The 19627-nt window shown below is 55.8% G+C and carries 20 protein-coding genes; 10 read left to right on the top strand and 10 right to left on the bottom strand.

Annotated features, from left to right (window positions below; genetic code table 11):
- Window positions 1-10: 10 nt before the first annotated feature.
- The gene (evgA, locus tag ACMYSP_RS24555) at window positions 11-643 is read right to left on the bottom strand and encodes an acid-sensing system DNA-binding response regulator EvgA (protein WP_434584659.1); all 633 of its coding nucleotides are present in this window, start codon (window positions 641-643) and stop codon (window positions 11-13) included.
- Between the two features lie 439 nt (window positions 644-1082).
- Between evgA and ACMYSP_RS24550 the strand changes: the two genes are divergently transcribed.
- Window positions 1083-2150 carry an HlyD family efflux transporter periplasmic adaptor subunit gene (locus ACMYSP_RS24550; protein WP_434584657.1) on the top strand — a complete coding sequence of 356 codons (1068 nt, stop codon included), beginning with the start codon at window positions 1083-1085 and terminating at the stop codon, window positions 2148-2150.
- A 41-nt stretch (window positions 2151-2191) separates the two neighbouring features.
- Here ACMYSP_RS24550 and ACMYSP_RS24545 read toward each other — a convergent pair whose 3' ends face one another.
- Together ACMYSP_RS24545 and ACMYSP_RS24540 are read right to left on the bottom strand one after the other, a co-directional pair.
- Complete coding sequence (locus tag ACMYSP_RS24545; protein WP_434584656.1) at window positions 2192-2494, bottom strand: helix-turn-helix domain-containing protein; 303 nt, start codon at window positions 2492-2494, stop codon at window positions 2192-2194.
- A gap of 87 nt (window positions 2495-2581) precedes the next feature.
- Complete coding sequence (locus ACMYSP_RS24540; RefSeq protein WP_434584654.1) at window positions 2582-3130, bottom strand: helix-turn-helix transcriptional regulator; 549 nt, start codon at window positions 3128-3130, stop codon at window positions 2582-2584.
- A 203-nt stretch (window positions 3131-3333) separates the two neighbouring features.
- On the opposite strand from ACMYSP_RS24540, the gene ACMYSP_RS24535 reads away from it, so the two are divergent.
- Window positions 3334-4860, top strand: coding sequence for an EAL domain-containing protein (locus tag ACMYSP_RS24535; protein ID WP_434584652.1), 1527 nt, complete (start codon window positions 3334-3336; stop codon window positions 4858-4860).
- 130 nt (window positions 4861-4990) lie between these two features.
- A complete protein-coding gene (locus ACMYSP_RS24530; protein ID WP_434584651.1) occupies window positions 4991-5605 on the top strand; it encodes a DapH/DapD/GlmU-related protein in 615 nt (204 codons plus the stop codon).
- Window positions 5606-5665: 60 nt separating this feature from the next.
- Here the strand turns inward: ACMYSP_RS24530 and oxlT are convergent, their stop codons facing one another.
- Window positions 5666-6928 (bottom strand): oxalate/formate MFS antiporter, encoded by a 1263-nt coding sequence (gene oxlT / locus ACMYSP_RS24525; protein ID WP_434584650.1) that lies wholly within the window; start codon window positions 6926-6928, stop codon window positions 5666-5668.
- 324 nt (window positions 6929-7252) lie between these two features.
- Window positions 7253-8452 (bottom strand): MFS transporter, encoded by a 1200-nt coding sequence (locus ACMYSP_RS24520; RefSeq protein ID WP_434584648.1) that lies wholly within the window; start codon window positions 8450-8452, stop codon window positions 7253-7255.
- A 108-nt stretch (window positions 8453-8560) separates the two neighbouring features.
- On the opposite strand from ACMYSP_RS24520, the gene ACMYSP_RS24515 reads away from it, so the two are divergent.
- The gene (locus ACMYSP_RS24515; RefSeq protein WP_434584647.1) at window positions 8561-9508 is read left to right on the top strand and encodes an AraC family transcriptional regulator; all 948 of its coding nucleotides are present in this window, start codon (window positions 8561-8563) and stop codon (window positions 9506-9508) included.
- Between the two features lie 20 nt (window positions 9509-9528).
- On the opposite strand, the gene ACMYSP_RS24510 is transcribed toward ACMYSP_RS24515, so the two are convergent.
- Window positions 9529-9807: a VF530 family DNA-binding protein gene (locus tag ACMYSP_RS24510; RefSeq protein WP_434584646.1), complete on the bottom strand. Its 279-nt coding sequence runs from the start codon at window positions 9805-9807 to the stop codon at window positions 9529-9531.
- A 389-nt stretch (window positions 9808-10196) separates the two neighbouring features.
- On the opposite strand from ACMYSP_RS24510, the gene ACMYSP_RS24505 reads away from it, so the two are divergent.
- Genes ACMYSP_RS24505 through ACMYSP_RS24490 form a run of 4 tightly spaced genes read left to right on the top strand, consistent with a single transcriptional unit; the run spans window position 10197 to window position 13500 of the window.
- On the top strand, window positions 10197-11225 hold the full coding sequence (locus ACMYSP_RS24505; RefSeq protein ID WP_434584644.1) for an isopenicillin N synthase family dioxygenase: 1029 nt from the start codon (window positions 10197-10199) through the stop codon (window positions 11223-11225).
- Window positions 11226-11249: 24 nt separating this feature from the next.
- Window positions 11250-12056 (top strand): MetQ/NlpA family ABC transporter substrate-binding protein, encoded by an 807-nt coding sequence (locus ACMYSP_RS24500; RefSeq protein WP_434584643.1) that lies wholly within the window; start codon window positions 11250-11252, stop codon window positions 12054-12056.
- Window positions 12053-12844 (top strand): methionine ABC transporter ATP-binding protein, encoded by a 792-nt coding sequence (locus ACMYSP_RS24495; protein ID WP_434584642.1) that lies wholly within the window; start codon window positions 12053-12055, stop codon window positions 12842-12844. The genes ACMYSP_RS24500 and ACMYSP_RS24495 overlap by 4 nt, the downstream gene beginning before the upstream one ends.
- Window positions 12841-13500: a methionine ABC transporter permease gene (locus ACMYSP_RS24490; RefSeq protein ID WP_434587305.1), complete on the top strand. Its 660-nt coding sequence runs from the start codon at window positions 12841-12843 to the stop codon at window positions 13498-13500. The genes ACMYSP_RS24495 and ACMYSP_RS24490 overlap by 4 nt, the downstream gene beginning before the upstream one ends.
- A 45-nt stretch (window positions 13501-13545) precedes the next feature.
- Here ACMYSP_RS24490 and ACMYSP_RS24485 read toward each other — a convergent pair whose 3' ends face one another.
- Entirely contained in the window at window positions 13546-14613 is a 1068-nt protein-coding gene (locus ACMYSP_RS24485) for an NAD(P)H-dependent flavin oxidoreductase (protein WP_434587303.1), read from the bottom strand.
- Between the two features lie 91 nt (window positions 14614-14704).
- On the opposite strand from ACMYSP_RS24485, the gene ACMYSP_RS24480 reads away from it, so the two are divergent.
- Complete coding sequence (locus ACMYSP_RS24480; protein WP_434584640.1) at window positions 14705-15547, top strand: LysR family transcriptional regulator; 843 nt, start codon at window positions 14705-14707, stop codon at window positions 15545-15547.
- Between the two features lie 6 nt (window positions 15548-15553).
- Here the strand turns inward: ACMYSP_RS24480 and ACMYSP_RS24475 are convergent, their stop codons facing one another.
- The 3 genes from ACMYSP_RS24475 to ACMYSP_RS24465 all read right to left on the bottom strand — a co-directional run bounded on the left by ACMYSP_RS24475 (window position 15554) and on the right by ACMYSP_RS24465 (window position 18041).
- Window positions 15554-16732 (bottom strand): YbfB/YjiJ family MFS transporter, encoded by a 1179-nt coding sequence (locus ACMYSP_RS24475; protein WP_434584639.1) that lies wholly within the window; start codon window positions 16730-16732, stop codon window positions 15554-15556.
- Window positions 16733-16823: 91 nt separating this feature from the next.
- The gene (locus ACMYSP_RS24470; protein WP_434584637.1) at window positions 16824-17444 is read right to left on the bottom strand and encodes a LysE family translocator; all 621 of its coding nucleotides are present in this window, start codon (window positions 17442-17444) and stop codon (window positions 16824-16826) included.
- Between the two features lie 150 nt (window positions 17445-17594).
- A complete protein-coding gene (locus ACMYSP_RS24465; protein WP_434584636.1) occupies window positions 17595-18041 on the bottom strand; it encodes a glyoxalase in 447 nt (148 codons plus the stop codon).
- Between the two features lie 191 nt (window positions 18042-18232).
- Between ACMYSP_RS24465 and ACMYSP_RS24460 the strand changes: the two genes are divergently transcribed.
- Entirely contained in the window at window positions 18233-19423 is a 1191-nt protein-coding gene (locus tag ACMYSP_RS24460) for an MFS transporter (protein ID WP_434584634.1), read from the top strand.
- The last annotated feature ends 204 nt before the right edge of the window (window positions 19424-19627 follow it).

The following is a 19627-nucleotide window of genomic DNA, read 5'->3' as shown; positions in this document are numbered from 1 at the left end:
TATCGCGCATCTAGCCAATTTTGTTTCTCTGGGCAAAAGAAAAAAGATCGATTAACGATTTACAATTCAGCTTTTCCATCAGACGGCTTTTATAGGTGCTCACCGTTTTATTACTAATACACATTTCCGAGGCGATTTTCATATTTTCAGCACCATTCAGAATATAGCGCATCACTTTAATCTCCTGGCTTGAGAGCGATTGCAGCATTTCCTGCTCTGAAGACAGGCTGCCCATAAAACTATGCAGCGATAACGGAAAATAGCTGTAGCCGTTCAATGAGGCATGGATCGCCGCAATGATATTGGTCATCCCCTCTTTTTTACTGATAAAGGCATTCGCCCCGGCATCGGCACTGCGTTTGCCATAAAACAGGTCATTTTTAGCAGAAACCACAATAATAATATGCCCAAAGCCTTTTTTTCTCAGCTTCTCAACCACTTCAATCCCGCTCATCACCGGGATATCAACGTCAACGATCACCAAATTGGGAAACGCTTGCTCTACCATCTGTAACGCCTGGGCGCCGTCGCCCGCCTCTCCCACGATGGTTATGCCTTCGCTCTCCAGCAAATTTTTAATCGCCATGCGGGCCAGCGGGTGATCGTCAACAATAACTGCACTTAACTTTTTGTTTTTTATCATTTTCGCATCTCACTACAATTCAACATCGAGTATGATTGTTAACGAGTTAACAGAGACAGAAACGTTTCCCTCATGGACTGCAGCAATATCCCTTCGCAATACAGTTAAGTTTTACCTTAATCGATTCACGTTATCACGTTCAATTTTAGCCAGTAACATGATTAAGTTTACATTCTCCCGACACAATTTCCATTAATCCCTTAAAACAGTCAATTATTACCTGTTAATCTGTTATGGACTTCACGTGTAGGATATCGCCTGCAAAATTTTCCGATGTGTCCGCTGTATTTTATATGCGTCAAAGATTATCCTTATTCCACGTTTTATCAGCGTAATGATCTTCGTCATTCTCTGTTCAACAATATTATCTCTGCAACGATTAACAAGTTTCCCGCGCGTGAAGCTTTTGTTCCTATTGGATGATGGGTTCTGATTTGTCATGAAATTACGTCATGGTGCATTAATGAATAATGCTAACCACTCCACTTCCTCCCGCACTCTCCCTCGATTTTCTTTCAAGGCAGTGTTGGTCGCATCGTGTTTATTACTGCCCACTGACACTATCCCGTTTAAATATCATCTGCCCGGTACCCATGATGTTTATATCCAGGGGAATGAACTGGCTATTGTTTCGCCAATGAGCGGGCGCGTAGTTTTTGTCGATTCAAACCATGCAGATTTTGTCAATAAAGGCGATGTGCTGGTGCGCATGGATAATACCCAGGCGCTGGCAAGATATCAGCTCGCCAGTAATAAAATCATTAATCTGCTGCAAAAAACCAAAGATCGTTTTGTGAGCGATGAAACTCACCATAGCAATATGGTCAAGGCACAAATGCGCTACCAGCAGGCGCTGAGCGAATATCATCATTCCATGCAATCCCAAAACACCTCGGTGATATCCAAAAAAATGCTGCAACAATCGCTCGCGGCGGTGAGCAGCAGTAAAGTGGTGCTGGACGGCGCCATTAAACAATATCGCCAGAATCAACAGCACACCCAGGCAGCCGATCTGGCCGAACGGCGGATCATGCGTAAAGTTACAGCGGAGTTTCAGGACGCGTCACTGGCCCTGGATCGGACTGAAGTCCGCAGCCCGAGCACCGGCTATGTGGTGCAGCGCTATGTACGTCCTGGAGAAAATGTCAGCTCAGGTGCGTTATTAGTAGCCATTGTCCCTGCCGAACAAATCTGGCTCAGCGCCAGTTTTAAAATCACCCAACTCACCGGGATCCTGATGGGGCAGAAAGTCTCAGTCATAACCGATCTCTACGGCAGTCAGGTGGTACTGGAAGGAAAAGTCGACGGACTGAATCTGGATCTTTCTGCGCTGTCATACCTGAATGGGGAAAATAACTGGAATCGCACGATACCCCGCGTCTTCGTTCGTATCGCGTTGAACCCTCTGCAGATGCGTCGCTACCCGCTACGCCCAGGTATTGCCTCAACCGTGACCTTACTGGCCGACACCAGCAGTGGCCAGCAACAAGATGCGCCCGAGGCCTGACATCTGTCGTCAGGCCAAAGGCAGGACAAATGACGAGGGGTTTATTTATAATAAAAGCGCAAATCGAAACCGCACGCCTCGGCATAGCGTCTTAAAGTTTTGAAACTCGCATGGGTAAATCTTTTTTCCAGACGACTCACCGCCGGCGGCGTCAGACCCAACCTTTTCGCCACTTCTGCCTGGGTCAAGCCTGCCCGTGCGCGCATATCGTTCAGGATGTCCTCTTGCTCGTTGTTTTCCGGGTCTTTCGTTTCATAACTAATCATTGGGTCCTCTAATGCTTCCGCGCTGAGTTTTGAGCTTTTTATAAACTTCATTACTGCCCGACTGGTCTTATTTGGCATAATGACTCCTGATACGTTTTGTTGCCTGTCCATATGATGAAACACGACAGTATTAAAAATTGACGATAGCCAGTCCCCACCGGGCCATTATTTCTGACTAATGGCTTTATATCGGGATATATTTCGGTATAGTGAGATGCGGTTGCGGATATTGAGCTTGTTAATTAACCGGGCACGGTGTGAATAAAAAGCCTTGGTGCTGACACTCAGCTTCTCGACGATCTCATGGGTATCCAGCCCCTGATGCAGATAGGTGAGGATCTCATCATCTCGCTCCGAGATATAATATCTGGCGTGCTTTTCAAAGTTTGACTCATCGCGCAGCACACAGCTGACAATTTCCTGTACCTGACTACCGCGGTCAATCACCGTCACGTTATCGAGGTTTCTTAACGCATAATAGTCGAGGTCGCTGGAGATAAAGACAAATATTTTTTCAGCGCGCGCGGAACACGCCCTTATTTTTGCGTGATTGGCGGTACGCATATCGATAAAGAAACAGCCCTTCGCCACGATTTTTTTAGACAGCAGTGCGCTCAGGCCCAGCCTGAAAAAATAATCATCAGAAATGATCGCGTCAAATAATTCCATATTGCCCTCATCTGGAAAGCGACCGCGACGCCCGGTAATGACCACGCGCGTGATATCAGCTTAGAAGTATGGATACCAAGCATACCCGTCATTAGGCATAATAAAATAAGCAATGGATTATTTTGATGAATGCCAGAGACTACACCTGTAGCTTTACTCTGAATTTATTCAGCATCGTCCTGGTGTTTATTTTGCATTGAAGAAATGAATTTTAAAATATCCTGGTTAAATTTAATTTTCGGTGTCACATGTATCGTCTCCATCCGTTATTTTTGTCGTTTATGATGTTCCTGGTCATCACTGCCTGTGGTGGGCTATTGCTGCTGGAGAAAATAAAAAATAAAAATAACAAAGCCATCATCCATAGCCTGGTCACCCTTGGCAATAGCCTCGATCGCATCATCAACCACGCCACTATCGCGGTAGAAAGAACGACGACCTTGCCGGGGAACGGTTGCAGCAACGACATACAGATGGCGATACGCAAAATCGTCGCCTCCACGCCCGATATCAGAACTCTCAATCTGGCCCGGGGTGACGAGGTCTATTGCTCCTCGGTATTCGGTAAAAACCGCTTTGCAATAGACCTGCCGGAAACACGGGCCAGCGCCCTGTTCCTGCGCCCACACATTACTGACGATACTACCCGCTCATTGCTCATGTACCGGGCGGAGCAACATGGGAAAAGCGTGCTTATTGGCATCGATGATTACGCCCTGCAGCAAGCACTCGGAGGGGTAAAGCACGCCGCGGAGGTGAACATGATTGTCGGTACACTGGCCGTCAACGCCCAGGGTGAAATTCTGCACGCCTGGCGCGATGCGCAACGCATCACGGTTGCAATGCCGCAGTTTGGCTACCGCCTCAGCGCAATCCCAGCGGTTACCCTAAGCTGGCACAGCCTGACGCCACGGGATCGCCTGGCCGCAGCGTGCATTGTGCTGCTGGCGACCGGGCTGGCGATGGTCAGCTACCGTTATCTGCAACGGCGAACCACCCTGCTGTTCATGCTACGTCAGGCGATCGATAAGCAGCAGCTCAGGCCGTGTATTCAGCCGATCGTTGAGGCAAGTTCCGGAAAGGTGGTAGCTGGTGAAGTGCTGCTGCGCTGGGCGCATCCGCGGCTCGGCCCCATCGCGCCGGACCGGTTTATTCCACTGGCGGAACAGCATGGGCTCATTAGCCGTATCACGACGTTATGTCTGCAATCTGTGGCCAGCGTAGCGGCCTCTTCAGAGCTGAATGAGCAGACGGAAACGATGCTGTTTTTTAACGTCTCAGCCGATGCCTTTACAAGCCAGCAGATTCTCGAGAGCTGCCAGCGCTTTCTGCAGCAGACCCACATGACGCGGTTACGTATTGGCCTGGAAATGACCGAACGCGACAGCGTTGAAGATACCGCAGCGGTGAATGCCTTGTGCGAGCGCCTGGATGCGCTCGGGATACCGCTGTCAATTGATGATTTTGGCACCGGCAATGCCAATTATCACCACCTGATGAGGTTCCGCCCTCGCTATATCAAGATAGATAAGCTGTTTACCGCCGGTATCGAACATGACACGGCGAAAGCCGCAATCGTGCGCAACATCATCGCCATCGCCAGTGAGATGCACTGTATGACCATCGCCGAAGGGGTAGAAACCGCAAGCCAGGTAGAGACGCTGGCGGCGCTGGGGGTGTCGCATTTTCAGGGTTATTTCTTTGCCAGACCTGTTGCAGCGGCAACGTTTTTCCGCGATCGCCGCGCCGGTATCGGCCATCGACGAGAAATATAATCCTATGATATATATCAGCATGTTAATTCTGCTACCGACGGCTTTTTTTGACTGACCTGCTGGACCTGGCCCTACATCCATAACCGCGCCAGCTGCCGTCGGCACTACCCACAACAATAAGGTTGCTACGATGATGACACAAAGGGAACGGTTGGCTGGTGGATATTTATATACCGACATGGGGGAAGGCATGCCCGAGGAGCGCCTGCGCGGAAAAATGCTGACCTTTGAATTTAACCACACCTCGCCAGCGGAGCCGGAAAAGCGCGTATCGCTGATCCGCCAGTTAATGGGCAGCGTCGGTAAAAATGTGTGGATTGAACCCCCGCTGCATGTCGCCTACGGCAGTCAGATCACCCTTGGTGATAACTTCTACGCCAATTTTAATCTTGTGGTGGTTGACGACGGCAAAGTGATTATCGGCAATAACGTGATGATTGCCCCAAACGTCACCATCTCAACCACCGGCCATCCGGTCGACCCTACCGTGCGCATCACCGGTCAGCAGTTTTCGCAGACCGTCACGCTGGAAGACAACGTCTGGATCGGCAGCGGCGCGGTGATTAACCCCGGAGTGACCATCGGTCGCAACAGCGTCATCGGTGCCGGCAGCGTAGTGACCAAAGATATCCCGGCTGATGTAGTGGCCGCGGGCGTGCCCTGCCGGGTGCTGCGACCCATCGGCGAACAGGATCGCCAGAACGCGCTGGCAGGCCTGCCGCAACCGGCGGTGGCGGCGGAGTAAGCAAGAGATCCAATGCCGGGCGCAACGGCCCGGCACTGAACAATACCAGAACATCGAGGATTACCGGGCGCTGTGCTGACGGATAAACCGCGCGCGCCAGGGTTTCAGCAGGATAATCGCCAGCGCGGCGGTGATAAAATCAAGCCCGATGGCGCAGCTGAAGACCACATGCCAGCCGTGGGTATGCTGATACAGCAGCGCCGCCAGCGGGCCGCCGAAAATCGAGCCAATTCCCTGCGAGATATACAGCCAGCCATAGTTTGAACTCGCGTACTCGCTGCCAAACGTATCGGTCAGCGTGGAAGGGAAAAGCGAGAATATTTCTCCCCAACCGAAGAACACCACCCCGGACAACAGCACGAACAGCATCGGATCTTCCCGGCATGCCAGCCACAAGCTCATCGCGACCCCTTCGAGGGCGAAGGCGATAAACATGGTATTTTCCCGGCCGTAGCGATCGGAGATAAAACCAAATAGTGGACGCGTCAGACCATTGGTAAAACGGTCGATGGTCAGCGCCAGCGGGAGCGCCGCCATGCCGAAAACCACCGCTTTGCTGATGCCAAAATCTTCCGCGAAGACCGCCATTTGCGAGGTCACCATTAACCCCGAGGTCGACATCATCGCCATCATCGCAAACATCAGCCAGAACAGCGGCTGGCGCAGCATTTCACGAGAGGTAAACTGACGGGTATTCTGTGCAACGGTCTGGCTGACCGGCATCGCCTCACGTTCGGGCGGCAGCTTCAGCCCCTGACTGGCGAGCAAACCCACCGCGGCAAAAATCAGCCCGAACACCGTCATGGTCTGTTCAAGTCCGTAACTGCCCAGCGAGACAGAGATGGGAAAGGTGGTCATGATTGCCCCCATGCCGTACCCTGCCGCAACGGCGCCGGCAGCAAAGCCACGGTTACGCGGAAACCAGCGCACCATTAAACCGACGACGCCAATATAGACAATCCCGGTACCGAGTCCGCCGATGCAGCCGTAAACCAGGTACAGCGCCACCAGGCCGCTGACGTGAGCGGAGAGCACCCAGCTCAGCCCGGCCATCACGGTACCGATGGAGATAAGCAGACGGGGGCCGAATCGCTCAACCAGCCGCCCCTGGAACGGTGAGAAAAAGGTCTGCAGGATAATCAGCAGTGAAAAAGTGACCTGTAATTCCGCCAGCCCTACGCCCAGTTTCTCGGTTAAGGGTCGGGTCAGCAGCGTCCAGACATATTGTGGACTGGAAATCGATGCCATACAGATCAGGCCCAGCGAGAGTTGTGTCCATTTGCCAAATTTGGCGACAGCCAAAGATTCTCTAAGAACGGTCATAAGCAAGCTCCAACAATCCGTTAGCAACGTATAAAAACCCCAGCCGCGGCGCATTCCTGCATCCAGTGTTTGAATTCCTCGAAAACACGGCCTGTCCCGGTTCACAGCAATACTTACACTGCTAAGCATTAAGCGTGCCACGTCGAACAGTGGCTGTTTATCAGTGGGTTAGATTGGATTTCGGCCTATTGGAGGTCAGTTCTGCTCGGGTTGCACCGGCGAAGTGCGGGCGGTTGTTCCTGCAATGTGCAGCACGGTGCCGGTTCCCAACGAAAAAATGCGCCCGCAGGCGCATGAAGAAAGGCATAAAGCAAAAGGGGGACGTTATCGACTGGCAATGGTGGAAGTCACCCGTACGCTGGCAAAGACCATCACCATCGCGCTGATCAGCAGCAGCCCGCTGCCGGTAAAGACGCCGCTGGCGCCGGTGAGATCAAACACCGCCCCGCCACCGGCTGCACCGGCACTGATTGCCAGTTGAATAGACGCGACCAGCAACCCACCGGCGCTTTCCGCTTCGTCCGGCACCGTAGTCGCCAGCCAGGTAGACCAGCCGACCGGCACCAGGCCGAAGGCGAAACCCCACAGGGCGACCAGCAGTCCGTCTACCATCGCGATATGACCGAAGGTGACCATCATCAGTGCCAGCAGTCCCATCAGCAGCGGTACCAGCGCCAGCGTCAGGCGCAGGCTGCGGCTGAGCAGATGCCCGGCGATGGAGGTCCCGACGAAGTTTGCCACGCCAAAGCCCAGCAGAATCAACGAGACGCCTTCCACGCTGGCCTGAGCCACGGTTTCAAGGAACGGGCGCAGATAAGTGAAAAAGGCGAAGTGCCCACTGAAGATTAAAATGGTGGCCAACAGCCCGCCCACCATGCCGGGACGGCGCAGGACGTTAAGCAGCGTAGCAAAGCTACCGGTACTTTCCGGGCGCATGGACGGCAGGACCCACAGCTGCCACAGCAGCGCAATCAGGCTCGGTACCGTGCACAGAATAAACACGTTGCGCCAGCCAATCAGGCCCCCTAAATAGCTGCCCAGAGGGGCTGCCACCACGGTCGCAATCGACACGGCGGAAAAGATCACCGCCAGCGCTTTTGGCACAAAAACCGCCGGCACCAGGCGCATCGCCGTGGCGGTCGACATCGACCAGAATCCGCCGATGGCCACCCCCAGCAGCAGGCGTCCCAGCAGCAGAAACTCCAGCGAGCTGGCAAAAGCCACCATCAGACTGGAGACGATCTGCAGCAAAGAAAAGAACATCAGCACCCAGCGGCGGTCGATATTTTTAGTCGCCGGGGTGATCAGCAGCCCGGTCACCAGCGCGATCAGGGCCGTGGCAGTTACCGCCTGCCCGGCCATCCCTTCACTAACCCCCAGGCTGGCGGCCATCGGAGTTAACAAACTGGCGGGAAGAAACTCTGCAACAATCAGGCCGAAAACGCCCAATGCCAGAGCATAGACGGCGCGCCACGCGGGTTTGGCTGTCGCCATCTCCGCTTCAGCAGTTATGCAGGAACTCATATACATCTCTCCAGAATAATTAACATTGCGACAAGCGTAGGGGTTTCCGTTCGGACGATCTATGATGCATACTCTGCAATTATTGATAATTCGTCCGGGATTGTTTTGATGACTCGCCAGCCTATCGACCTCACCAGTGAACTCCTGCGCGGCATGCGCCTTTCCGGCGTCCACTACCGCCGTATCGAACTTGGCGCTCCGTTCGGCGTCGCGTTCAACGCGGTAGCGGGCAGAGCCCAGTTCCACTTCGTCAGTCGTGGTCCGGTGCAGTTGCGGATGGCCAGCGGCGAGCAGTTCACGCTGGAGAGCGGCGACGCGCTGTTTATTCCCAACGGTGGAAGCCATACCTTTATGTCCGATGCGCAGGCGCCGGTGATTGACGTGATGCAGCTTGCCAGCGAGCCGGTATGTAACACCGTCTGCTGCGTCAAGGACGAAAGCGCCTGCCAAACGGCGGACAAGACCGTTATCTTCAGCGGATGTATGGATTTTGAACTCGGGGGAATGCAGCCGTTGGTCAACGCGATGCCGGAAGTCATGCTGGTGAGCCGGCTGTTAAAGACCTGGCCTGAAATTCACCCGCTGCTGCTGGCAATGGAGCGGGAGTCCCTCACCCGTCAGGCGGGCTATGCCGGGATTCTGGCACGTCTGGCCGATGTGGTGGCGGCACTGATCGTCCGCGGTTGGGTCGAGTGTGGTTGCGGCAACGCAACGGGCTGGGTGCAGGTGCTGCGCGATCCCCGACTGGCCAGGGCTATCTACGCCATGCATCAGCAGCCGGGCGTGAACTGGAAGGTTGAAGCCCTTGCCCGCGAGGCCGGGACCTCCAGATCCGTTTTCGCCGAACGCTTCCTCGCCGCCACCGGCACCACCCCGGCGCGATATCTGACGGATCTGCGAATGCGGCTGGCGGTGCAGTATATTTCCCAGGAAGGCCAGGCGCTGGAGAAAGTGGCCTTCAGGCTGGGTTACAGCTCGCTCGCGGCCTTCAGCCGGGCCTTTAAACGCATTACCGGTAAAGCACCGGGCGCGCTGCGCGGCGAAATGGCGCAGTAAGCCCGCCTGGCGCCCCGCTATTATTTCTTACTCTGCCAGTTGGCCCACGGATTATCGGCCGGGGGCGCGGTGTGCTCAGAAGCTGGCTCATCCAGCGAATCAATATAGAGCTCCTCAACCTCTTTGCGCGCCCATGGCGTGCGGCGCAAAAACTTCAGGCTCGATTTGATGCTCGGATCGCTCTTAAAACAGTTGATGTTGATCCGTTTTGCCAGCTCGGCCCAGCCATATTTTGCCACCAGGGCATTCAGCAGGGCCTCAAGGGTGACGCCGTGAAGAGGATCTTTCGAAGGCTGCATTGCGATGTGTGTTCCTGATACCAGAGAAATGCCGCACACCATACTGGCTACGCCCGCCCGGTGCAAGGCGCACAAGATGTCTGCCCACCTATAGCCTAAATAATTCAGGCCACCAATGCCCAGAAGCTGACACCAGTAAGTGACTGGGGGACGCAGGCGCAGCCAGCACATATGCAGCCTGAAGTATGGCGGGCATATATCCATTTTTCGCAAAAGCACAGAACCCCGCCCGGTAATAAATTAGAAAAGAACGTTATTGGTTGATTATTTCCCGTTGCGGCAAGCTGTGCTCAACCCCCTGACTGAGGAAATCATCATGCGTTGTTGTTGTCCCCATCCGCTGAATCTGAAGAAACGATATTCCCTGAACGCTGTTTTCGGAGCACACAATGAACGCCACCACATTGCCCCTTCTCGATCTGGCGCGCTACGCCGATCCTGCTGAGAAACCGGCTTTTTTAGCTGACCTGCGTCATGCAGCACGCGAGATCGGCTTCTTTTATTTGATCAATCATGGCGTTGATACCGCGTTGCAGCATGCGGTCCAGCAGCAATCCCGCCGTTTTTTTGCTCTGTCTGAGGAGCAAAAGCAGTCAGTGGCGATGATTCACTCCCCTCACTTTCGTGGTTATAACCGCGCCGCTTCGGAACTGACACGTAGTCAGCCGGACTGGCGCGAACAGTTCGATATTGGCGCCGAACGTCCGGCGCTGCAGCTGACGCATGACACACCACGCTGGCAGCGTCTGCAGGGGCCCAACCTGTGGCCACAGGCCCTGCCGGAACTGAAACCGACGCTGCTGAGCTGGCAACGCGCCATGACGCAGGTTGGTACAACCTTGCTGCGCGCTTTTGCCGAAGCGCTGGCGCTGCCTGACAACGCCTTTGATGCCTTGTACGGTGATAAGCCCAACGAACACATTAAGCTGATCCGCTATCCAGGTCAGCATGAAACGCAAAGCCAGCAGGGAGTCGGGGCGCATAAAGATTCCGGGTTCCTCAGTTTTCTGCTTCAGGATGAGCAAAAAGGGCTACAGGTGGAAGTGGCCCCGGGTCACTGGATCGATGCCACTCCGCTGGCGGGCAGTTTTGTCGTCAACATTGGTGAACTACTGGAGCTAGCCACAAATGGCTATCTGCGCGCCACCGTTCATCGCGTAGTGTCCCCTCCGGCGCATCAGCAGCGACTCTCTATCGCCTTTTTTCTCGGTGCACAACTGGATGCCACCGTCCCCGTCTATACCCTGGCACCGGAGCTGGCGCAGGAAGCGCGCGGTCCGGACAGCGATCCGCACAATCCGCTACTGCGAGAAGTGGGCTGGAATTATCTCAAGGGGCGCCTGCGCTCGCACCCGGATGTCGCTGAACGTTACTACCAGGATGTCGTACGCGAACACACTGAGCAATTCATCGTTTAAAACTAAAAACAGAAGGAAAACACCATGAAAAACGCCGCTTTTAAACTGGCAGGGATTGCGCTGTCTCTGTCTCTGGCATGGACATCCGCACAGGCCGCCGCCCTTCGTATTGCCGCGGACCCGGTTCCGCATGCGGAAATACTCAATTACATCAAGAAAATCGATCCGAGTCTGGACCTGAAAGTCATCGAACTGACCAGCGGGGTGAATGCGAATGAACTGCTGGCGAACGGTGACGTGGATGCGAACTATTTTCAGCACGTCCCCTATTTGAAAGATCAGGAAAAAGCGCTGGGTAAAACCTTTGCCGTTGCCGCCACGGTGCATATCGAACCGCTGGGCATCTATTCGCGTAAGCACAAAGACTTCGCCTCATTGCCGGAAAATGCCACCGTCGCGGTCCCGAACAACACCACCAACCTGAGCCGGGCTCTGTTCTTATTGCAAAGCCAGGGCTTGATCAAACTGGCGGCCACATTCACCGATCCGGCCACCACGCTGGCGACACCAAAAGATATTGTGGAAAACCCAAAACATCTGAAGATTCTCGAAATTGAATCCCCACAGATCCCGCGGTCGTTGGACGATGTCGATCTGGCGGTGATCAACGGTAACTATGCGCTGGAGGCCGGGCTCTCGCCTGCCAAAGACGCCCTGGGTCTGGAAAGCGCCAACCATAACCCGTACGCCAATATTCTGGTCACCAATCCGTCTCTGGCTAACGATCCGCGTATTAAACAGCTTGCAAAAGACCTGACATCTCCGCAAGTAGCTGACTTTATTCGCAAACAGTATAACGGTTCAGTGATCCCTGTAGCCCCACAATCATGATTGAAGTCATCGGGCTGAGTAAAACTTATGCCGGAACAGGCCGACCGGCACTGAACGAGGTTTCTCTGCATATTCCAAAGGGTGCCGTTTACGGCATTCTCGGGCGTAGCGGCGCAGGGAAAAGTACGCTGATCCGCTGTCTGAATCTGCTGGAGCGGCCCAACAGGGGCCGCATTATTGTTAACGGGCATGATATTACGCAGATGGATAAAGTCGCCCTGCGCGCTTATCGCTTGCGTACTGGCATGATCTTTCAACATTTTAATCTGCTGCATTCCCGCAGCGTCGCCGACAATATTGCGGTGCCGCTGGAAATAGCCGGTGTGGATAAAGCCACACGTCAGGAACGGGTGGCTGAGCTGCTGGAACTGGTGGGCCTGAGCGATAAAGCGCAGGCCTTCCCTTCTCAGCTATCCGGAGGACAAAAGCAGCGTGTTGGTATTGCCAGAGCGTTGGCGGCAAGGCCGGATGTACTACTGTGCGACGAGGCAACCAGCGCGTTGGATCCTGAAACAACCGCCTCGGTGCTGGCGCTGCTCGCGGATATCAACCGCCGTCTGCACCTGACCATTGTGCTGATCACCCACGAACTGGAAGTGGTCAAAACCTTGTGCGACCATGCCGCGCTACTGGAAAATGGCGAGATTGTCGAAAGCGGAAGTATAGCCGAACTGCTGGCGGCGCCCTGGTCGAAACTGCGCCAGTCCTTGCTTCACGACCCGCAAACGGAACGCGATTTTCTTGCACGTCACGGTTTTCACCGGAGGCCATTATGCACAGTCGCATGAGCTGGGACGATCTCTGGCCACTGCTGCTTGGGGGAACGCTGGAGACCGTATATATGGTCAGTCTGGCCGCACTGTTTACGGTGCTGCTCGGTCTTCCAACCGGGGTGGTGCTGTTTGTTTCGCGCAAAAATGGGCTGTTGCCAATGCCGAAAGTCAATGCGCTGCTGGGGGCAATAATCAATTTTGGCCGTTCACTGCCGTTTATCGTGCTGCTTATTGCACTGATCCCGTTTACCCGTCTGATTATCGGCACCACGCTCGGCAGTACCGCAGCCGTGGTACCGGTGACCATCGGCGCATTCCCCTTTTTCGCCCGGCTGACGGAAAATGCACTGGATGAGGTGGATGACGGGCGCATCGAGGCGATCTTGTCGATGGGCGGCAATGTCTGGCATGTGATCGTTAAATCATTGCTACCTGAAGCTCTGCCGACCCTGCTGGCCGGAATTACGTTGACCATCGTGATGTTGATTGGCTTCTCCTCTATGGCGGGTGTCATCGGCGGTGGTGGACTGGGAGATCTGGCGATTCGTTATGGTTATCAGCGCTTTAATAATGAAGTGATGGTGGGCACGGTGCTGATTCTGGTGGCGATGGTACAAGGCGTGCAAATGGCGGGTGACCGTCTTGTACGCCGACTGGCCCACCGCCGCTGAATCTTACGCGCGTTCGCAATAGTGGCATATTCGCCTGAATCGTCACTATTGCGCTGTCGTAAAACCACATTCGAGAATTAGCGCGCGCATCAGTTCCGCAGCCGGCAGCGCGCGGATCATTCCGACGTTCTCCCCGGCCCAGTGGGCACCAAAGCCCTGCTCGCCCGTCGCTTTTGCCGCGCTGGCCAGCGCTTTCCCCGCATCGTAGGCCACCGGATACGCGGGGACGGCTGACGCGGCGAACTGGCGTCCGAGCTCGCAAAATGCGTTATCAATGCAGCGCGCAGGACGGCCGGAAATTGCGCTGGTCAACACCGTTGGCGGCGTGGGCTGGCGCGTCAGCGCCTGACGATATCCGGCATCGGCCGAAGATTCCGGACAGAGCAGGAACGCGGTGCCCAACTGAGCACCTTGCGCCCCCAGTTGCATCATGTGACGAATACCGGCGCCATCCATTATCCCGCCAGCGGCTACTACCGGTAGCGATACAGCGCGGCTAATGGCCTGAACCAGGGCATCCGTCCGCAGCTGGCGATCGTCGCTCTGCGGGTCGAAGATCCCGCGATGACCGCCCGCCTCATAGCCCTGAGCAATCACGATATCAATCCCCTGGGCGGCAATCTGCTGCGCCTCCGCGACGCTGGTGGCGCTGGCCATGGTCACCACGCCTTTCTCCTGCAGGCGGCGAACCAGGGTCTTGTCCGCCACGCCGAAGTGAAAACTGACCACCGCAGGTGCGAGATCGAGCAGCAGTTCGGCCATCGACTGATGCCCGAGAAAGCTGTCATAGATTTCCGCCAGCGCTTGCGGCGGCTCGCTGGCAAAACGGGTGAAATACGGCTGGAGCGCCGCAATCCACCGGGCTTCGCGCTGTGGATCTCGCTGCGCCGGCGCATGACAAAACAGATTGACGTTAAAGGGCTGCGTGGTCTGCTGGCGGGTGGCGTTGATCAGCGCTTCCGCCTGCGCCACCGTAGAGGCGCCTAATCCCAGCGACCCCAGGCCGCCGGCGTTACTCACCGCAGCGGCCAGCGCCGGGGTTGAGACGCCGGCCATCGGCGCCTGGATAATGGGATAGGCAATATCAATGAGCTGGGTGAGGCGATTCATGATGGGAACCTGTATGAAGATGTGATAGCGGATACTTAACTTCTCTTTTTGAGATGTTAAGATCAATATCATTTCCATTTTAAGAATCAAAACTATGAACCACACCACGTTGCAGATATTTAAAATGGTGGCCCAGGAGCAAAGTATTACCCTGGCGGCGAAAAAGTTAGGCCGTGCGCAATCGAACATCACCACCCGGATCCAGCAGCTGGAAGAGGAACTCGGGGTCGAGCTGTTCGTGCGGGGGAATAAAAAAATGGTGCTCTCCGCTGCCGGCAACTGCTTCCTCGATTACGCCCGGCGGATCCTGAGCCTGGCGGATGAGGCGAAACAGGCGCTGCACCCGGCGACACCGGTGGGAAGCCTACGCCTGGGTTCGATGGAAGCGGCAGCGATCAGCCGGCTGATGCCACGACTCCCGGCATTCCGGACAGCGTGCCCGCAGGTTGAACTGACGCTACAGGTGATGCCGACCCAGCCGTTAATCGAGCAGGTGTTAAACGCCACCCTCGACTGCGCGCTGGTCAGCTTACCGCTGTCGGCCGACGATGACCCCGCCTGTCCGGCGGAGATCGAATTTGCGGAGCTCTATGTCGAACAGTTGATGCTGGTCACCCCAGAAAAGGCCGGCCGCATCCGGCTGGCGGCCTTCCCGCGCGGCTGTAGTTACCGGGCGATCGCCGAAGCCCATTTTGCCGCAGTCGGGAACGTCGATATTCAGGATGTCGGCTCGTATCAGGCGATGATCGCCTGCGTGGCCTCCGGCGGCTATGCCGGGATCCTGCCGCAAAGCGTTATAGAACGGATGACGTTGCCGCAGGGCAGCCAGCTGCAAGCCATACAACCGGCACGCACCCAGCTGATCTGGCGGCGGGGCTACGGCTCCCCTGCGCTGGCTGAATTACGGCATATTATGACCCTTGCCACCGATGGTTGACGCGAGTTAATCGCGACGAGGCGTTTGCGGCAGTACGACCAGCCCCGCTGCCAGAAACAGCGCTGCGGCCGCCGCGATCAACGACAGACTAAAGGAACCGCTCAGCCGATGGAGCGTGCCGGCCACAAGCGGCCCGACGATTTGCCCGACCCCGTACAGCGCCGTCATGGCAGCGATCATATTGAAGCTGACCAGATGGCTCAGACGTCTGGCCTGCGGCAACGCGATGGTCACCGTCCCCATAAAGGTAAAACCAACCAGCAGCGCGCTCAGCAAGCACAGTCCTAATGACGGGTGCCAGGCCGGCAGAATGACGCCCGTTGCCTGAACCAGCAGATTGCCTGTCAATGCCCGACGATAGCCGAATTTCACTACCAGTTTGTGCCAGATAAAGCACGAGGGTACCGCCGCAAGGCCAAACAGCGCCCAAATTTGTATCGGGTCCACCCCGCCCAACGAGCCTGACAAAAACAGTGGCAGATAGGTCGCGGTAATGATGTAACCGAACCCTGCAAGACCGTATACCACCAGTAATGTCCAGGCTCCGGCGGTTTGCCCTTCCCCTGTCATTACTACCGCTTCCACCTGCGCTGACGTGTGCGGCATTTCGGGTGCTGGCGTCAACAACAGACGCACGGCCAGCAGCAACAGGATTGTTGCGCTGATCGCGCAAATAGGCCATATCTGCGGGCTGGAGAGCGCCCACGCTTTACCGAGCGCGATAATCTCGGCGGATAAGAATATCCCCATCCCGACGCCGGAATAGAGCACCGGCGCCCCGTGGTACTGTTTCATATGCTGGAGCAGCCACAGTGAGGCAGCAATCAGCGTCACCGCGCTGAGGATCCCGGCGATACCACGGACCACGATGATCGCCAGCGGCGTGGTAACCCAGGCCAGCAGCGCCAGGCACACCAGAGTGAGTCCGACCGAGACCAGGCTCAGTAGCGTGCTGTCAGCCGGTCGCGCTTTTGAGAGCAGTAGCGCCCCCAGCAGGTAGCCCGCGTAGTTGACCGATGCCGCGAGGTTTCCCTGGCTAAGCGAGAGGGTCTGCTCGCTCAGCATCACCGGAAGAATACCGGTATAGGCAAAACGCCCGAATCCCATCCCAATAATCAGCACCGCTGAAGCGGCCAGTGCCAGCAGAAAAGCCTGAGGTTCCGCCCGAGGTTTACGCACATTCATACCTTGTCTCTGTGATGTGAAAACCAAACTGTAGCGGAGCCCCATAAAAATACTTCGTTACCGGGCGAAATATGGCGGCAGAGTGACCCGATCAGCGGCTGCTTAACGCCAGCCGGGCGGCAAAGAGCATAAATACGCCGCCGGTGACGCGATCCATCCAGCGAACAACGGGCGGTTTTTTTAACACGCCGGAGGCGTAGCGCGTCGCCAGTATCAGCGTTAATGACCACAGCGTACCTATCAGCACATGGATCGCGACCAGCAGGAAGGTCCAGATCACCGGCGAATGGCCGGTGGGGATAAACTGCGGCAGAAAGGAGACGTAGAAGACCCCCATCTTGGGGTTCAGCACATTGCCAAGCATCCCTTTGACAAACCAGTTGTTGGTTGTCGTCGGTGTACCGGGCCGGGTATCAAAGCTTTGCCGCGGACGAAGCAAAAGCTGTATCCCCAACCAACACAGGTAGGCCGCACCGCACCACTTCAGCAGGTTATAAGCCATTTCCGAGGCGGCGAGTAGCGCCCCCAGTCCAAACGCGACGATGGCGCCCCAGATAAAGCAGCCGGTATCAATACCCAGTGCGGCCTGAAACGCTTTCTTACCGCCTTCAACGCTGGAGGTACGAAGAATCAGCGCAGTATCAAGGCCTGGGGTGAGGGTCAACAGCAAAGCGGCTAAGGAATAAGCCAGAAGGGCATCGGCGACGGACATGTACTCTTTCTCCGAAAACAATGATTCTATGGAAAACGGCCTGCGCCAGCAATAGAGAAATATCAGTAGCCGCCCGTTGCGATGGTCACGACGGGCAACTGCTGACATTGTCTTTTACTCGTTAGCTGTCGGTGGCAAGCCGGAGAGCCTTCATGATACCGCCTCGCGCAGCCAGGGCGTGATGGTCAGGCCGGTCAGCAGCCCTTCCGGGCTAAGCAGGCGCGTAACCGTCTGTCCCCATGGCTCTACCCGATTGGCGATCAGCAGTTGATAACCCTTAGCGAGCAGCTGATCGGTGGCGAGCGCAATATCGCGCACTTCGAACTCAATCCACGCCTGAGGTACCGTGACTTCGGCGGGCCATTGTTCCTGACCAAAGCAGGATGCCGCCGCCTGGGCCAGCGGCCAGAGGGCAAAATGTTTCACCCCGGGCAGCGCATCCTGTTCAGTTAACAGGTAGTCTGAGTTGCCGGGCATCGGCTTCAAGGGAAGCCCCAGCGCGTCACAATAAAACGATTGGCTGTCAGCGCTGTTCTGCGTAATCGGGCCAAAGCCCGCCACAAACAGCACATCACTTTGCGCTAAATCTTCAGTCATATTCCCTCCTTGATAAGGAGCAAGCCGGTAAGGCAGAGAGAAAATATATACAGTGAAAACCCGGGCTTGCACAGATTCGTCTTGTCGTAATGCGAATTTTGGTGGGTTCGGCTAAAAACGCATCCTTTACTCGTCCCGGCGGGTGGGTCTGCGCTATGCTGAGCGCCCCTTTGTTTCAATACCATGACGTTATGACCTCTTCAGTCAGCAATACTCAGCTTAATCTGCGCATCATTTCGATCGTCGTCTTCACCTGCATCTGCTATTTGTCGATCGGGCTTCCGCTCGCCGTGTTACCTGGCTATATCCATTATCAACTGGGCTACAGCACGCTTATCGCCGGGGTAGTCATCAGCCTGCAGTACATTTCAACCCTGTTTAGTCGCCCCCACGCCGGACGATATACGGATATCTGGGGTCCCAGGAAAGTGGTCAGCTTCGGGATCGTCTGCTGCCTGCTGAGCGGGCTGTTTACGCTGATTGCCGTAGGGTTGCAGTCGACACCGCTGCTGGCGATTGCTGCATTGTTGATTGGCCGCGTTTTTCTCGGCGTCGGCGAAAGCTTTACCGCGACCGGGGCCACGTTGTGGGGAATTAAAACCGTCGGGGCGGTACATACCGCACGGGTGATCTCGTGGAACGGCGTGGCGACCTATGTCGCAATGGCGGTGGGTGCGCCGCTGGGCGTATTGCTGAACAGCTATTTTGGCATCAGCGGCTTTGCGGTGGTGGTTGTGGTGGTGGCGTTTGTTGGCCTGCTCTTTGCCCGTACGCGCCAGGATGTCAGCGTGACGGCAGGCGTGCGTGCGCCATTCCATGTGGTGGTCCGTAAAATCTGGCCCTTCGGCCTGGGCCTGGCGCTGGGCACGGTTGGATTTGGGGTTATCGCGACCTTTATTACGCTCTACTTTTCTGCCCATCAGTGGCAAGGCGCGGCCTTTACGTTGTCGCTGTTTAGCGTCGGGTTCATCTGCATTCGGTTGGTCGCCGGCAATATGATCACCCGTTATGGCGGCGTGCGCGTCTCGCTGGTCTGTTTTGCCGTGGAGTGTGCGGGGCTGGTGATCATCTGGCTGGCCCCTTCTGCATGGATTGCCGGTTTTGGCGCCCTGCTGACCGGCTCCGGATTCTCGTTGGTGTTCCCGGCGCTGGGGGTTGAAGCGGTACGCCAGGTTGAGGAGCAAAATCAGGGCACCGCGCTCGGCACCTATTCGGCCTTTCTCGATTTAGCGCTGGGACTGACCGGCCCGGTGGCCGGCTGGGTAGCCGGGTATTACACGCTGGATACCATTTATCTTCTGGCCGCCGCGGTCGTGGTGCTGGCATTTATCCTGATTTTTCGCGTTTACCGGCAACAACGTGCCAGTTTGCACCCTGCATAAAGTACGCGCGTCGGTCATCGCCGAAGCGCGGTACCGGCAAAAAAATAATCACTCATTGACGAGGATTCTGCATCCGTGCCAACATCCCCGTCACATCTGGTAACAGGTGTACTGGCGTAACGGGTGAAATAACAGAGATCGCAGGACAACGATCCACGCCCGTTACGTGGCCCAATCCGAATCACTGGCCTGTACAGTGAGTCC

Origin of the sequence: Klebsiella sp. R390 (genome assembly GCF_051131745.1) — a bacterium.
GTDB lineage: Bacteria > Pseudomonadota > Gammaproteobacteria > Enterobacterales > Enterobacteriaceae > Klebsiella.
Note: the sequence above shows the minus strand (reverse complement) of the source record. Positions and strands in the feature narration are given on the sequence as shown.

Coding starts and splice junctions, on each gene's coding strand:
- evgA (WP_434584659.1), bottom strand. CDS start 643: ATGATAAAAAACAAAAAGTTAAGTGCAGTTATTGTTGACGATCACCCG.
- ACMYSP_RS24550 (WP_434584657.1), top strand. CDS start 1,083: ATGAAATTACGTCATGGTGCATTAATGAATAATGCTAACCACTCCACT.
- ACMYSP_RS24545 (WP_434584656.1), bottom strand. CDS start 2,494: ATGCCAAATAAGACCAGTCGGGCAGTAATGAAGTTTATAAAAAGCTCA.
- ACMYSP_RS24535 (WP_434584652.1), top strand. CDS start 3,334: ATGTATCGTCTCCATCCGTTATTTTTGTCGTTTATGATGTTCCTGGTC.
- ACMYSP_RS24530 (WP_434584651.1), top strand. CDS start 4,991: ATGATGACACAAAGGGAACGGTTGGCTGGTGGATATTTATATACCGAC.
- oxlT (WP_434584650.1), bottom strand. CDS start 6,928: ATGACCGTTCTTAGAGAATCTTTGGCTGTCGCCAAATTTGGCAAATGG.
- ACMYSP_RS24520 (WP_434584648.1), bottom strand. CDS start 8,452: ATGAGTTCCTGCATAACTGCTGAAGCGGAGATGGCGACAGCCAAACCC.
- ACMYSP_RS24515 (WP_434584647.1), top strand. CDS start 8,561: ATGACTCGCCAGCCTATCGACCTCACCAGTGAACTCCTGCGCGGCATG.
- ACMYSP_RS24510 (WP_434584646.1), bottom strand. CDS start 9,807: ATGCAGCCTTCGAAAGATCCTCTTCACGGCGTCACCCTTGAGGCCCTG.
- ACMYSP_RS24505 (WP_434584644.1), top strand. CDS start 10,197: ATGAACGCCACCACATTGCCCCTTCTCGATCTGGCGCGCTACGCCGAT.
- ACMYSP_RS24500 (WP_434584643.1), top strand. CDS start 11,250: ATGAAAAACGCCGCTTTTAAACTGGCAGGGATTGCGCTGTCTCTGTCT.
- ACMYSP_RS24495 (WP_434584642.1), top strand. CDS start 12,053: ATGATTGAAGTCATCGGGCTGAGTAAAACTTATGCCGGAACAGGCCGA.
- ACMYSP_RS24490 (WP_434587305.1), top strand. CDS start 12,841: ATGAGCTGGGACGATCTCTGGCCACTGCTGCTTGGGGGAACGCTGGAG.
- ACMYSP_RS24480 (WP_434584640.1), top strand. CDS start 14,705: ATGAACCACACCACGTTGCAGATATTTAAAATGGTGGCCCAGGAGCAA.
- ACMYSP_RS24475 (WP_434584639.1), bottom strand. CDS start 16,732: ATGAATGTGCGTAAACCTCGGGCGGAACCTCAGGCTTTTCTGCTGGCA.
- ACMYSP_RS24470 (WP_434584637.1), bottom strand. CDS start 17,444: ATGTCCGTCGCCGATGCCCTTCTGGCTTATTCCTTAGCCGCTTTGCTG.
- ACMYSP_RS24465 (WP_434584636.1), bottom strand. CDS start 18,041: ATGACTGAAGATTTAGCGCAAAGTGATGTGCTGTTTGTGGCGGGCTTT.
- ACMYSP_RS24460 (WP_434584634.1), top strand. CDS start 18,233: ATGACCTCTTCAGTCAGCAATACTCAGCTTAATCTGCGCATCATTTCG.